Raw genomic sequence first — 14,177 nt, 5'->3', positions numbered from 1 at the left:
GAGCCATGCTCCGGCGTCGGTCTGACCGTGTCCCTGTCATCCACTTCCGAAAGAGCGCCTTCGTTGACTGACCAGACATTCCTCGACCACGTCGCCGACCACCTCGCCGCCCTGCCCGCCGTACGCGCCGTCACGCTGGGCGGCTCCCGCGCCCAAGGCACCCACACCCCGTCCAGCGACTGGGATTTCGCCCTCTACTACCGCGGCGGCTTCGACCCGGCCGACCTGCGCGCCGTCGGCTGGGAGGGCACGGTCTCCGAGATCGGCGGCTGGGGCGGGGGCGTCTTCAACGGCGGCGCGTGGCTCGACATCGACGGCCGCCGCGTGGACGTCCACTACCGCGACCTCGACGTCGTCGAGCACGAGCTCACCGAGGCGGAGCAGGGACGCTTCCACTGGGAGCCGCTCATGTTCCACCTGGCCGGCATCCCCAGCTATCTGGTGGTGGCCGAGCTGGCCGTCAACCGGGTGCTCCGCGGCTCGCTGCCCCGTCCCGGCTACCCTGAGCCGCTGCGCGCGGCGGCCCCGCCGATGTGGCGGGGCCGGGCGGACCTGACGCTCCAGTACGCCAGGTCCGCCTACGCCGAGCGCGGCCAGGTCACCGAGATCGCGGGGGCCATCGCCGTCGCGGCGACGCAGACCGCCCACGCGATCCTCGCCGCACGCGGCGAGTGGGTGACCAACGAGAAGCGGCTGCTGCACCGAGCCGGACTGCGTGACGTCGACACGATCGTCGCGGCATTGCGGCCGGAGCCGGAGGCCCTGACCCGGGCGATCGACGAGGCCGCGGCTCTATTTGCGCTCGCTTCGCTCGCGCGGGCTCGGGGCGCCTGAAGTCTGCTCGTGCCCTCGTCACTGCGTCTATTTGCGCTCGCTTCGCTCGCGCGGGCTCGGGGCGCCTTCAGTCCAGACACCGCCGCGCCCATCGCAGACCTTCGGCGGGTTTCCTGGCTGGCAGGAGAGTTATTAGTTAAGAAACTTGACAGATGATGGACGCGCTCCCGACGATGTAGGCGCGGATCCGTTCACCCATCCAGCAGCGCGCCGACGACGTCGCCGCGCGCCACTCACCCGTGCCCTCACCCCCCTCGATCGGCGCGACGACTCCGATCGCTCCTGGTTCGGGAGACCCCCATGCGAAACCGAACACCGCGCCTGCTGACGCTGGCGGTGGCACTCCTGCTCGCCGCCCTGGGCGCCCTCGTCACCCAAACCTCGGCCAGCGCGGCCAACCTGCTCGTGAATCCGGACTTCGAGACCGGAACCCTCTCCCCCTGGTCCTGCACCGGCGGGCTCGGGTCGGTGGTCGACACCCCGGTCCACTCCGGCGCCAAGGCGCTGGCCGGCGCGGCGAGCGCGTCCGACACCGCCGAGTGCAGCCAGTCCGTGTCCGTCCGGCCGAGCACCGCGTACACCCTGTCCGCCTGGGTCCGCGGCGGCTATGTCTACCTAGGCGTGAACGGCGGCGGCTCCACCTGGACCTCGTCGCCGTCGGCGTACACGCAGCTCACCGTCTCCTTCACCACCGCGGCCGGGCAGACCTCCGCCGTCATCTACCTGCACGGCTGGTACGGCCAGGGCACCTACTACGCCGACGACGTGAGCTTCGACGGCCCCGGCGGCCCGTCCCCATCGGCGTCTCCTTCGGCGTCCCCCTCCGCCTCGCCCTCGGCGTCGCCGTCTCCGTCGGCCTCACCGTCCGCCTCCCCGTCTCCGTCTCCGTCGCCCTCACCCTCGACGTCGCCCACGGGCACGACGTGCCCGGTGAAGTCCCGGCCGGCCGGCAAGGTCGTGCAGGGGTACTGGGAGAACTGGGACGGCGCGTCGAACGGCGTGCACCCGCCGCTCGGCTGGATCCCGATCACCGACTCACGCATCCAGGCGCACGGCTACAACGTCATCAACGCGGCGTTCCCGGTCATCCGCTCCGACGGCACCGTCCTGTGGGAGGACGGCATGGACTCCACCGTCAAGGTCGCCACCCCCGCCGAGATGTGCCAGGCCAAGGCCGCCGGCGCGACGATCCTGATGTCCATCGGCGGGGCCGCCGCGGGCATCGACCTCAGCTCCAGCACGGTCGCCGACCGCTTCGTCGCAACCGTCGTGCCGATCCTCAAGCAGTACAACTTCGACGGCATCGACATCGACATCGAGACCGGTCTGAGCGGCAGCGGCAGCATCAACCAGCTCTCGCCGTCGCAGGCCAACCTCATCCGGATCATCGACGGCGTGCTCGCCCAGATGCCCTCGAACTTCGGCCTCACCATGGCCCCCGAGACGGCGTACGTGACCGGCGGCAGCGTCACCTACGGCTCCATCTGGGGCGCGTACCTGCCGATCATCAAGAAGTACGCCGACAACGGCCGCCTCTGGTGGCTGAACATGCAGTACTACAACGGCAGCATGTACGGCTGCTCCGGCGACTCCTACTCCGCGGGCACCGTGCAGGGCTTCACCGCCCAGACCACCTGCCTGGACAAGGGTCTCATCATTCAGGGCACCACCATCCGGGTCCCGTACGACAAGCAGGTCCCCGGCCTGCCCGCCCAGCCCGGAGCCGGTGGCGGCTACATGGCGCCCTCGCTGGTGAGCCAGAGCTGGAACGCCTTCAGCGGCAACCTCAAGGGCCTGATGACCTGGTCCATCAACTGGGACGGGTCGAAGGGCTGGACCTTCGGCGACAACGTCAAGGCGCTGCAGGGTCGCTGACCTGTACGCGGGGGCCGCTCCCGTCCGCCCGGGAGCGGTCCCCGTCGCGGGTGCGCGCATTCACCCCTGGAGGGTCTCGGCCCCGTCCGCTTCGCCGGTGTCCGCGCCCTTCGCGGGGGGAATCCGGGCCGCGATCTGACCGCGGGCGTGCTCGCACTCGGCGAAGGGCCGTGGACAGGCGAGCGCGTGCTCGATCAGCTCGCACGGGGGCGGCGCGCCCGGAAGTCGTCCGCGATCGCGTCGAATGTGGCCCACCGGACGCCCTCGTGCCCGCTGATGTGCTCGATGAGGCGCTCCAGCATGAGCAGGACATGCGGGCGGCCCGAGACGTCCGGGTGGATCGTCAGCGGGAAGACGGCGTACTCCGACTCGCGGTGGACCCAGTCGAACTGGTCCCGCCACATCTGCTCGATGTCGCGAGGGTTGACGAACCCGTGGCTGTTCGGGCTGGCCTTGATGAACATCATCGGCGGCAGGTCGTCGAGGTGCCAGCTCGCCGGGATCTCGACGAGGTCGGTCTCCTGCCCGCGCACGAGCGGTTTCATCCACGCGCGGGCGTCCTCGGCGTAGTCGATCTTCGTCCAGGTGTCCCCGACCCGGACGTAGTAGGGCTCGAAGTCGCGGTGCATGAGCGAGTGGTCGTACGTGATGCCGCGTTCGATGAGCAGCTCGTTGGTGATCGGCGAGAACTCCCACCATGGGGCGACATATCCGGTGGGGCGCCGGCCGGCGCGCCTCTCGATGAGCTCGACGCAGTGGTCGAGGACCGCGGACTCCTGCTCGCGGTTCATCGCGATCGGGTTCTCGTGGCTGTATCCGTGCAGGCCGATCTCGTGCCCGGCGGCCACGACCTGGTCGAACTGCTCGGGAAAGGTCTCGATGGAGTGGCCGGGCCAGAACCAGGTCGCCGGCAGGCCGTACTTCTCCAGCAGGGCGTTGAGCCGGGGAACGCCCACCTCCCCGGCGAAGACGCCGCGCGAGATGTCGTCCGGCGAGTCCTCGCCCCCGTAGGAGCCGAGCCAGCCGCCGACGGCGTCGACGTCGATCCCGAACGCCACGAAGATCTCCTTGGCCACGGCGCGTCCTCTCTCCCGGCTTCGTTCACGGACGTGATGTGACAGGGGTCAGACGTAGGGCGCGAGGGTCCGCCCGGTGACGGCGACGCCCTCGGAGATGAGCAGCGCCAGCAGCAGCCTCGCGTGGTAGAGGGGCAGCGCGCCCATGCTGAGCGCGCCGGCGCGCACCAGGTCCGCCCCTCCGGCGTTGCCGTACACGGGCACGACCGGCCCCTCGGCCACCCGGGTGGACAGCCCGACGACGGTTCCCGCCGCCACCGCCTCGGACACCCACTCCAGCAGGGCGTGGTTGGCGTTGCCGACGCCGGTCCCGGCGAGCACGACCGCCTGGGCGCCGGCGCGGACGGCGGCTCGCGCGAGCGCCGCGTCGGCCCCGGGGTGGACGGTCACGATGTCCACCCGGGTGCCGTCGAAGCGCGGACCTGGCCGGATGAGCGGCGCCGGGCGTACCGGCAGCGCCGTGATCACGACCCCGGACGCGCCGATCCGCCCGATGGGCCCGCCGTCCGCGGTCCGGTACGGCTCGGCCGCGACAGTGTGATGCTTGCGGGTACGCCGGGGGGAGAAGATCCGCCCGGCGAACGAGATGAGCGCGCCGCACCCGCGCGTCTCGGGGGACGCGGCGACGGCGACCGCCTCCCGGAGGTTGCGCGGCCCGTCGCTGTCGGGCTGGTCCGCCGCCCGCTGCGCGCCGGTGAGGACGACGGGTTTGCCGCTGTCGTGAACGAGGTCCAGGAGGAACGCGGTCTCCTCCATGGTGTCGGTGCCGTGGCTCACCACGACGCCGGTCACCTCGTCGCGGGCCAGCTCGGCCATCACGGCCTCGGCGATGACGCGCAGCTCCCGATGGCCGAGGAGGTAGGAGCCGAGGTTGAGCAGATCGCGCCCTTCGACCTCGACGTCTCCGTAGCCGGCGGCGCCGAGGAGCTGCGCCACGGTCCGGCGCGCCACCGCCGCGCCTCCGGGGTCGCTGCTTGAGGCGATGGTCCCGCCGGTCGCGATCACAACGACGCGCGCGACGGCCGCGGGCACGTCGCCGAGCCCGCCGTCGAGGCCGTCGTCCCTGGTCATGCCGGAGCCCCCCATTGCCGACGCGGTTTACGGCGCGTGGTCGGCCCCTACCCAGGGACGGGGCGAGCATGACAGGCCCCGCCTCCGGGCCCGGCGCGGAATTGTCGGTGCCTACTGCCAGACTCGCCCAATGACCGACGACGTGCGGCTGAGAGCCGTCGAAGAAGCCGACCTGGAGCTGTTCTTCGAGCACGAGCACGACCCCGAGACGGTGCGGCGGTCGAAGTTCCCGCCCCGCGAGCGGGAGAGGTTCATGACCCACTGGCGCACCAGGGTCCTGGGCGACCCCACCAACCTGACCCGCACGGTCACCGTGAACGGCGAGACGGCGGGCAACCTCGGGGCCTGGTGGGAGGGGGACCGGCGCTTCATCGGGTACGTCTTCGGCCGCCCGTTCTGGGGCCGCGGCATCGGTACCGCGGCCCTGACGCTCTTCCTGGAGCTGGAGCAGGTCCGCCCGCTGTACGCGGACCCCTACAAGGGGAACACGGGCTCGGTGCGCCTGCTGGAGAAGTGCGGCTTCTGGTCGTCCGGCACGATCATGCACGACGAGAACGAGCACATCATGTTCGTGCTGGACCGGATGTGATCTCGCGCCGCCGCCCGGCCCGGCCTCCGCCGTACGAGGGCGAGGGGCCCGGTGGACACCGGGCTCCGCCGCCGATCCGCCAGACAGGCCGGGCCATCGGTGCTGCTGGCGAGGTTATTTGTTAAGAAACTTGACAGATAGGTTACCGATCTCGACGATAGAGGGACGCGGATCCGTGTGCTCGTCCAGCAGTTCGCTGCTGAGGAAGCCCACCGGCGACGAAGCCGGTGCACCACCACCCCCCACGATCGGCGCCGACGGCTCCGATCGCTCCTGGTGCAGGAGACTTTCATGCGACCACGCACACTGCTGCGCGCGACGCTGGCGCTGTTCGCCACCGCCGCCGCGACGCTCACCCTCACCGCGACCCAGCCCGCCACCGCGCAGGCAACGGCCGCCCTGCCCCCGCACGTGTTCGCCCCATACTTCGAGGCGTGGACGGGCGAGGACCCGGCCACGCTCTCCCAGCAGTCCGGGGCCAAGCACCTGACCATGGCGTTCCTCCAGGCCGCGACCCGCGGGTCGTGCACGGCCTACTGGAACGGCGACACCGACATGCCGATCGCGGCCTCGACCTTCGGCGCGTCCATCACCAAGATCCGGAACGCGGGCGGCGACGTCATCCCGTCCTTCGGCGGCTACACCGCCACCAACACCGGCACCGAGATCGCCGACAGCTGCACGAACGTCGACTCGATCGCCGCCGTCTTCCAGAGCGTGATCAACACCTACGGCGCCACCCGGATCGATCTCGACATCGAGGACAATTCGCTGACCAACAGCGCCGGGATAGACCGCCGCAACAAGGCGATCAAGCTGACCCAGGACTGGGCCGCGGCCAACGGGAAGACGATCGAGTTCTCCTACACGCTGCCGACGACCACGCACGGCCTCGCCGACAGCGGCCTGGCCGTGCTGCGGAACGCCAAGACCAACAACGCCAAGGTCGACATCGTCAACATCATGACGTTCGACTACTACGACGGCGCGAACCACAACATGGCGAACGACACCCAGACCGCGACGACCGGGCTGCACGACCAGCTCGCGACGCTGTATCCGGACAAGACGTCGGCGCAGATCTGGAACATGATCGGCGTCATCGAGATGATCGGCATCGACGACTACGGCCCCGCCGAGACGTTCACCACCGCGGACGCGGCGCCCGTACTCAACTGGGCGACGTCCAAGGGCCTCGCCATGATCTCGTTCTGGGCACTCCAGCGGGACAACGGAGGCTGCCCCGGCGTCGGCGGCTCCGACAGTTGCTCGGGCATCGCGCAGAGCACCTGGTACTTCAGCCAGACGTTCGCGCCGTTCTCCGGCGACGGCCAGCCACCGGGTGACGACTTCTCGCTCGCCGTCTCACCGGCGTCCGGCTCCGTCGATCCCGGCGCCACCGCTACCGCGACCGTCAGCACCACGCTGACCGGCGGGAACGCGCAGACGGTCACGCTGACCGCGACCGGCGCGCCCTCCGGGGTGACCGCGACCCTCAGCCCGGCCTCGGTCACGACCGGCGGCAGCTCGACGCTGACGCTGGCCACCACCTCGGCGGCGCAACCCGGCAGCTATCCGATCACTGTCACCGGCACCTCGCCCGCGGGCAGCCACATCGCGACCTACACCTTGAAGATCAACGGACCGGGCGGCGAAACGATGGGCAACCCCGGCTTCGAGTCGGGCGCGCTCAATCCGTGGACCTGCCAGAACGGCAGTGCGGTCGCCGGCTCCCCGGTCCACTCCGGCGCGTACGCGCTGCGGGTCTCGCCCAGCGGGAGCCAGAACGGGCAGTGCACGCAGTCGGTGACGCTCACGCCCAACCACAGCTACACGCTCAAGGCCTGGGTGCAGGGGAACTACGCCTTCGTCGGCGTCTCCGGCGGCGCCACCGGGAGCACCTGGACGTCGTCGAGCGGCTGGAAGGAGCTGTCCGTGCCCTTCACCACCGGCGCGTCCGGCACGGTGACCGTCTACGTCAACGGCTGGTACGGCCAGGGCGACGTCTACGCGGACGACTTCTCCATCACCTGACCGTTTCCCGGCCGGTCCACATCTCCCGGCCGGTCCACATCTCCCGGCCGGTCCTACGTCGAGGCCGCCGTACCCCGCGGGGTGCGGCGGCCTCACGCGTGCGGCGGACACAGGAGGAGACGGGCGCGAGGGGGAAACGGGCGCGAGGGGAAACGGCGAGCACGCGGTTTTGACGGCCCTCGCTGTTAGGCTGCCGCCCCAACGACCACCCCGGACGGCCTCCATATGGGCTTCCCCACGAGCCCCGACCCGGCCGTACGACCGACTCGAGAAACGACCGCGAGGACCGAGTGAGCACGTCCACCGAGCGGCTCGACGCCCTGCGAGGCGGCGCCGCGCCCGTCGACCACAACGCCCGCACCGTCGCCGCCCTGGCCGGCAACCCCGGGTGCGACCGGCGAGCGGTGCTCGACGCGGCCGGGATCAGCAAGCGGGACACCGCCGTCCACCTCGGCCACCCCGCTCCCTTCGGGCAGTCGCCGTTCGCCCTGGCCCGGGCGAGGTCCTTCGAGGAGCTGGTGAAGGCCGACCGCTGCGCGCACCTGCTGCGGCTGCTGCGCGAGGCGCTCGGCCTGCCGATCCCCGCGATCGCGTACCTCGACATCCCGCAGGCGGGCGGCCAGGCCACCCGCGAGCTGCGGCACGCCCGCACCCGCAAGGAGCTGCGTCAGGCCGCCGAAAGCGCGGTCCGAGACGGCTCCGGCGACGGCACGCTGGTCGACCACCCGCTGTTCACGCTGCCGGTCGCGGGCCACGAGGTCTACCTGGATCCGGCCGTCCTCGCCGTCCAGGCCGGGAGCCGGTTCCACATCGTCGAGATCAAGTCGTTCGCGGTCATCGACGGCGCCGCCGACTCGGCGCAGGTCGCCGCCGCCTCCCGGCTCTCCGCGGTCTACGTGTACGCGTTGAAGGCGATGTTCGCGGCCGAGGGCATCGACCCCGGGCTGGTGTCGCACGAGGTCGTGCTGGTCTGCCCCAAAGACTTCGCCAACCACCCCACCGCGACCCTGCTCGACGTGCGCCTGCAGCTCGCCGCGCTCAGGCGGCAGCTGTCACGGCTCACCCGCATCGACCGGATCCTCGACCGGCTGCCGCCCGACCTCACGTTCAGCCTGGAGCAGTCGCCCGCCGAGCTGGCCCGGGCGGTCCGCGCGGCCGAGGCCAGGTACGCGCCCGAGTGCCTGTCCACCTGCGAGATGGCGTACTTCTGCCGCTCCGACGCCCGCGAGTGCGGCTCGCTGGAGGTGCTCGGCCGGGTCACCCGCGACGATCTCGGCGGCCTCGACTCGGTGGACGCGGTGCTCGATCTCGCCGCGGACGACCGCCGCACCGCGTCGGAACACGACGAGATAGCCGAGCAGCTCCGCCACGTCCACGCGATCTATCGCGCGCACACCGCGGCCGAGGCGGTGGTCGCGTGAGTGTCGTGACGTCGTACGCCCGGGCGCTGGCCGTCCGCGAAGGCCGGGCGCAGCCGGTCGCGACCGTCCGGCACCTGCACCTGGCGGCCGACCCCCTGGTCTTCATCCCGCTCAGGCTCGCGGGTGAGGCCGCCGCGCCGCTGGGCGCGATGGTGGGCAGCCACCCGGCCCGCCCCCACCTGCTGGTCGTCCCGCAACCGCGCAACCGCGACCTGCGGTTCGCCTTCATGGCCGAGCTGGCCCGGATCATGCTTCCGTACATCGAGGGCCGGGCCGCGGCGACCGAGACGGTCCCGGGGAAGAACGAGCGCGAGCGCTATCTGGACGCGCCGCAGGTCATCGTGCCCGGACGGGGCGCGGTCGAGTTCGTCCGGCTGCTGGGCCGCTCCACCCGGTTCCGCAGCGCCGACGGCCCCTACCCCGTCGATCCGGCCGTTCCCGTCCTCGGCCAGTGGCTGACCTTCCTGTATGAGCGGACCGAGTTCGCCGGGTCGTCGGCGCTGGTCCCGATGACCGAGGCGCTCTCCCTGCACTGGGCGACCGGGCAGAGCCCGATGGAGGACGCGAACCTGGCCACGCTGCTGGCGTGGATCTGCCCGCCGCCCGGCCACACCGGGCAGGAGGCGGCGGCCGCCGCGGAGGACCCCGTCCGGTGGCCTCCGGCCGGTCCGGACACCGATCCGGGCTTCGACGCGCGGGTGCTGCGGCCGGCGATCGACGCGTACGACGCGTCCGGTTCGCCGGAGCCGGTCCGCGAAGCCCTGCGCGGCCAGTTGGAGCCGACCTGGCGGCTCATGTGGCAGGCCGTCGAGCTGTTGCGCGGCCGGCCCGAGGCGGCGAGCGTCGGCGATCGGTGGGCCGCCGACCGGGACCGGTACACCCGCGAGGTCGCCCGCGTGGCCGAGGGCGGCCCTCCCCGGGGCCGCCGCGACCAGGCCGGATCCGCCGCGGCCCGGCTGTGGGACATGGAGTCGGCGCGGCAGTCGTACGACGCGCAGCGCGCCTACGACGACCCGCTGGTGATGGCCGAGCATCGCGCGACCGGCAAGGCGTTCGCCGGCGAGGTGGTCCACGTGGACCGGGAGCGGACGATCCTGCTGCCCGGGGGGAAGAAGCCGGTGTCGCGACCGCTGGTCACCGTCCGCACCGCCGACCCGGTACGGCTCGCGCCGGGCAAGAAGGTGTTCTCCGCGCACCGCCGCAGGCAGTCGGGCGAGGTCATCGAGCTGGACGGCGACCTCGTCGTGGTGCAGCTGAACGACCAGCTGGCCAAGGGCGCGGGCGTGCCGGGCGTCGGCGACGCGGTCTGCTTCACCGAGCTGGACCTCGGCGGGCGGATCCGGCCCGGCTTCCCCGCCGCGGAGGAGACGCCCTGGACCCACGGCGGGCCGCCCGCCGCGTACGTGCCGACCGACGAGGACGCCAAGGAGGACTGGTCGTGACCGTCGCCCCCTTCCCCGATCCGCTCGGCCCCGCGCCCGCCGGCCCCTGGCCGGAGGACGGCCCGGCGGAGGCGGCGGCCCGCGCCACCGCCGCGATCCTCGCCGACTTCACCGGCGGCGCGCACCGGGGCGTCATCGTCGACTCTCCGCCGGGGGCGGGCAAGTCCACCCTGGTCGTGGCCACCACGTTGGAGCTGGCCGGGGCCGGCGAGCGGCTGATGATCGTGGCGCAGACCAACGAGCAGGTGGACGACCTGGCCGACAAGATCGCCACGCGCGACCCGTCGCTCACGATCGGCCGCCTGCACAAGGACGGCTTCCAGGTGCCCGAGCGGGTGATCCGGCACCCCGGTGTCCGGGCGTCCAAGAAGATCGACGACGTGGCCTCCTGCTCGGTGGTCCTCGCCACCGCGGACAAGTGGGCCTACGTGTCCGGCCATACCTGGCAGTGGGCGATCATCGACGAGGCGTACCAGATGCGCTCGGACAAGCTGCTGGCCATCGCCGCGCTGTTCGAGCGGGCGCTCTTCGTCGGCGACCCCGGCCAGCTCGACCCGTTCTCCGTGGTGGACACCGAGCGCTGGGCGGGCCTCGCCTGGGATCCCCTGCAGAGCGCGGTGGCCGTCACCGCGCGGCTCAACGACCTGCCGGTCCACCGGCTGCCCGTCTCCTGGCGGCTTCCGGCCTCGGCCGCACCGCTCGTCTCGGAGGCGTTCTATCCGTTTACACCGTTCCGGTCGGGCACCGGGCCGGGTGAGCGGGTCCTCGAACTCGCCGGCCCCGGATCGCCCGTCACCGGGACCCCCGCCGCCTGGGACCGCGCGCTTGAGGAGGCCGCGGCGACCGGCTGGGCGCTGCACGAGCTGCCCAGCCGCCACACGATCCGGACCGACGCCGACGCGGTGCGGGCGTGCGCCGGGCTGGCGACCCGGCTGGTGGAGCGCGGCGCGGTCGCCCACGATGAGCACGGCTCCCATCGCGTGAACGCCGCGCGCATCGCCATCGGCGCCGCGCACAACGACCAGGTGGCCGCCATCCGGGCCGCCGGGGTCCCGGACGGCGTCACCGTGGACACCGCGAACCGGCTGCAGGGCCGCGAGTACGACGTGACGATCGTCCTGCACCCGCTGTCCGGGCGGCGCGACGCCACCGCCTTCCACCTGGAGTCGGGCCGCCTGTGCGTGCTGACCTCGCGCCACCGGCACGCCTGCGTCGTCGTGGCCCGCGCCGGGATCCCCGAGCTTCTGGACGCCCACCCGAGCACCGGGCGGGTGCGGCTGAACGAGCCGGTCAAGTTCCCGGACGGCTGGGAGGCCAACCAGGCGGTCCTCGCCCATCTCGCCGCCCACCGCGTGCCCGGCTGAGCGGAGCCCGCCGTGTCAGCCGCCGTGTCAGCCGGCGGGCGGGACGGCGGCCAGGTTGAGGATCTCGTTCTCGTCCCCCGGCTCGACTGTCTCCGTCATACACACCGTGGCGCCCGGCGAGGGGGCGGCCCCTTCCGCGGCCAGGGCCTTGCGCTGCCGTTCCGGCATAGGGCCGCAGGTCTCCTTGGTCTCGACCCCATGGGCGTTCCAGTAGAAGACTCGGGTGGACGAGGACGAGACGCCCCGCCCCCATCCTCCGCGGACCCCGTCCGCACTGGCGGCGCCGATGGCACCCGCCTTCCCCGTGGCGAGGTCGTAGATGGCGGGCCCGTCCTCGGACTCGGCGAAGCGGCCCCCGTAGATCTCCTCCCCCATGTGCGAGAACCCGGTCGGGCGGCGGACGTCCGTGCCGTCGATCCGCATGGAGAGCGCCTTCTCGCCCGACGTGCCGAGACACCACTCGGTCGAGCAGCGCAGGCCGGTCACGCCGGGAGGCGGGGTGATCGTCCGTCGCGTGCCGTTCTCCAGATCGACCAGCAATGCCTGGTTGGTGTTCCGCCACTTTTCGGCGGTGACGGGGTCGCCCGGCACGTCACGCGCCCACGGCCAGGAGTCCAGCCACAGCCCGTCGGATCCCTCGACCTTCTCGGGCTCCCCTCCGGTGATCGGCATCCGGTACACCCCACCGGACTGGGGCGACCAGACGATGTGATCGCCGGTGGCCCCGATCCGGTCCACCAGGGCCAGATCCCCGGTCACCTCGCCGACCCGGGTCGGCTCTCCGCCCTGCCGGGGGACGACCCAGAAGTCCGCCCACTTCCGGTCGTCGTTCGGGGTGGTGCCGTACCAGGCGATGTAGTCGCGGCCCACCTCGAAGTCCTGCGGATAGTAGCCCTTCCCGCCAGGGGACATCGTGGCGAGCACCCGGGACGCCCGCGTCCGCGTGTCGTAGACCTCCAGCCGGCCGGCCTTCTCGAACGACCTCTCGGCGATGAGCAGGATCTCCGTGGGGCCGAGCGCGGTGACGGGCCGGTATTTGAAGCCGTCCGCGGCCTTCTTGGGGTACGTGGCGACCGCTTCCGGCCACACCTCGCGAGCCCGTGGCACCTGGTCCGCGCGGGCGGCGGCGACGTCGTCGACGTCGGGCGCGCCGGCGGCGGCCGAGGCCACCGGGTCGGCGCTCGGCGGGACGTGGCCGCCGCGTACGACGGCCGTGCCGCCGAGGACCACGGCGACGACCGCGGCGGCGGCCAGGAGCGACCCGTGGCGGCGGCGCGTCCTGCGCCTGCGGCGATCCGCGATGCCCCGTTCGAGGTCGGCCGGGACGGACACGCCGTTCGCGGCGTTCTTCAGCGCCTCGGCGAGTTCATGTTCCGTTCTCACACTTCCTCCATCCGGATCGCGCGGCGCTGGATCCGCAACTTGTCGAGGGCGCGCGAGGCCTGGCTGCGTACGGTGCCCTGGGAGATGCCGAGGATGCGCGCGATCTCGGCGTCCGGGAGGTCCTCGTAGTAGCGCAGCACGAGCACCGCCCGCTGTTTCGGCGGCAGCCCGGCGACCTCCTTCCACAGCCCGGTGTCGCCGTCGAGCAGCGGGTCGGTGTAGCCGTCCTCGGGCGTGTCCGCCACGAGGTGCTCGCGCCGCCTGCGCCGCCACCAGCTGATGTGCTGGCGGGCCATCACCGTCCGGACGTAGCCTTCGGGGTCGTCCTTACGGACGACGCGCCGCCAGGCGTCGCCGAGGCGCAGCAGCGCCTCCTGCACGAGGTCGGCCGCGTCGTGCGCGTTGCCCGTCAGCGCGACGCCGTAGCGGAACAGGGCGCCGCTCCGTGCCCGGACGAATTCGTCAAAGGTGTCGTCCACGATCCCAGGGACGTCCGACCGTCCGGATCTGTTGCATCGCCGTCAGGAATGCGTCCAGTAGTTCTGGAGGATCTTCTCCAGCCGCCGCACCACCGGGGTCCAGGAGGAGGGGAGCGTGTAGCGGACGGTGCGGTGGCCGCGGTAGGTGAGCGTGTACTTGATGAAGTCGGCGCCCGGCGGCTGGGCCTGGGAGCCGCCGAGCCGCAGGCCGGCGAGGTCGCGGCGCAGCCCGCGCATTTCCGCGTCGGTGAGGCACTTCCGCACGACCGTTCCGGTGCGGCGGCTCAGCCGCACGCATCCGTCGGTGTACACGGTGACGCGGTCGTCGATGCCCGCGAAGCCGCCCTGCTCGCTGAGCTGGACCAGCACCTTCTTCCGCGCGGTCGCCGCCTGCGCTGCCGGCTCAGGGCCGATGGTCGTGACACCCACGATCAGGACGAGTGCCGCCAGAAGCGTGATTCGCCAGATTCTCATACTTCCTTGGACGTACCGGAAGACCGATCGGCTCAAACCTCGCCAAAAGGGTTAGGGAAAACCGTTGGGGAAAAGGAGAGGGGCCCGGCGTCACCGCCGGGCCCCGACCAAGGGTGTTCCCCAGAGAGACCGAAG

Annotated in this window: 12 protein-coding genes; 7 read left to right on the top strand and 5 right to left on the bottom strand. The window is 72.0% G+C overall.

Annotation, left to right across the window (positions count from 1 at the left end; all coding sequences use genetic code 11):
- The first annotated feature begins 63 nt into the window (after positions 1-63).
- Together AWQ71_RS21865 and AWQ71_RS21860 are read left to right on the top strand one after the other, a co-directional pair.
- Positions 64-834 (top strand): nucleotidyltransferase domain-containing protein, encoded by a 771-nt coding sequence (locus tag AWQ71_RS21865; RefSeq protein WP_067136087.1) that lies wholly within the window; start codon positions 64-66, stop codon positions 832-834.
- Positions 835-1,134: 300 nt separating this feature from the next.
- Complete coding sequence (locus AWQ71_RS21860) at positions 1,135-2,709, top strand: glycosyl hydrolase family 18 protein (protein ID WP_067136086.1); 1,575 nt, start codon at positions 1,135-1,137, stop codon at positions 2,707-2,709.
- A 194-nt stretch (positions 2,710-2,903) separates the two neighbouring features.
- Here the strand turns inward: AWQ71_RS21860 and AWQ71_RS21855 are convergent, their stop codons facing one another.
- A complete protein-coding gene (locus tag AWQ71_RS21855) occupies positions 2,904-3,785 on the bottom strand; it encodes a polysaccharide deacetylase family protein (protein ID WP_067136085.1) in 882 nt (293 codons plus the stop codon).
- Between the two features lie 48 nt (positions 3,786-3,833).
- Complete coding sequence (locus tag AWQ71_RS21850) at positions 3,834-4,856, bottom strand: asparaginase (RefSeq protein WP_067136786.1); 1,023 nt, start codon at positions 4,854-4,856, stop codon at positions 3,834-3,836.
- 130 nt (positions 4,857-4,986) lie between these two features.
- Between AWQ71_RS21850 and AWQ71_RS21845 the strand changes: the two genes are divergently transcribed.
- The 5 genes from AWQ71_RS21845 (at position 4,987) to AWQ71_RS21825 (ending at position 11,706) form a co-directional block, all read left to right on the top strand.
- Positions 4,987-5,445: a GNAT family N-acetyltransferase gene (locus AWQ71_RS21845; protein ID WP_174550746.1), complete on the top strand. Its 459-nt coding sequence runs from the start codon at positions 4,987-4,989 to the stop codon at positions 5,443-5,445.
- A gap of 291 nt (positions 5,446-5,736) precedes the next feature.
- The gene (locus AWQ71_RS21840; RefSeq protein ID WP_067136084.1) at positions 5,737-7,479 is read left to right on the top strand and encodes a glycosyl hydrolase family 18 protein; all 1,743 of its coding nucleotides are present in this window, start codon (positions 5,737-5,739) and stop codon (positions 7,477-7,479) included.
- Positions 7,480-7,769: 290 nt separating this feature from the next.
- Positions 7,770-8,900: a hypothetical protein gene (locus AWQ71_RS21835; RefSeq protein ID WP_067136083.1), complete on the top strand. Its 1,131-nt coding sequence runs from the start codon at positions 7,770-7,772 to the stop codon at positions 8,898-8,900.
- Entirely contained in the window at positions 8,897-10,342 is a 1,446-nt protein-coding gene (locus AWQ71_RS21830; protein ID WP_067136081.1) for a hypothetical protein, read from the top strand. The genes AWQ71_RS21835 and AWQ71_RS21830 overlap by 4 nt, the downstream gene beginning before the upstream one ends.
- Positions 10,339-11,706 carry an AAA family ATPase gene (locus AWQ71_RS21825; RefSeq protein ID WP_084259141.1) on the top strand — a complete coding sequence of 456 codons (1,368 nt, stop codon included), beginning with the start codon at positions 10,339-10,341 and terminating at the stop codon, positions 11,704-11,706. The genes AWQ71_RS21830 and AWQ71_RS21825 overlap by 4 nt, the downstream gene beginning before the upstream one ends.
- A 27-nt stretch (positions 11,707-11,733) precedes the next feature.
- Here the strand turns inward: AWQ71_RS21825 and AWQ71_RS21820 are convergent, their stop codons facing one another.
- The 3 genes from AWQ71_RS21820 to AWQ71_RS21810 are packed head-to-tail and all read right to left on the bottom strand — an operon-like array spanning position 11,734 to position 14,042.
- On the bottom strand, positions 11,734-13,089 hold the full coding sequence (locus AWQ71_RS21820; protein ID WP_067136079.1) for a TolB-like translocation protein: 1,356 nt from the start codon (positions 13,087-13,089) through the stop codon (positions 11,734-11,736).
- On the bottom strand, positions 13,086-13,568 hold the full coding sequence (locus tag AWQ71_RS21815; RefSeq protein WP_084259140.1) for a SigE family RNA polymerase sigma factor: 483 nt from the start codon (positions 13,566-13,568) through the stop codon (positions 13,086-13,088). Before AWQ71_RS21815 ends, AWQ71_RS21820 begins: the two co-directional genes overlap by 4 nt.
- A 42-nt stretch (positions 13,569-13,610) precedes the next feature.
- Entirely contained in the window at positions 13,611-14,042 is a 432-nt protein-coding gene (locus AWQ71_RS21810; protein ID WP_067136075.1) for a hypothetical protein, read from the bottom strand.
- Between the last annotated feature and the right edge of the window lie 135 nt (positions 14,043-14,177).

Origin of the sequence: Microtetraspora malaysiensis (assembly GCF_001528665.1) — a bacterium.
GTDB lineage: Bacteria > Actinomycetota > Actinomycetes > Streptosporangiales > Streptosporangiaceae > Microtetraspora_A > Microtetraspora_A malaysiensis.
The sequence above is the reverse complement of the archived record's forward strand: the minus strand, read 5'-3'. Positions and strand labels throughout refer to the sequence as shown.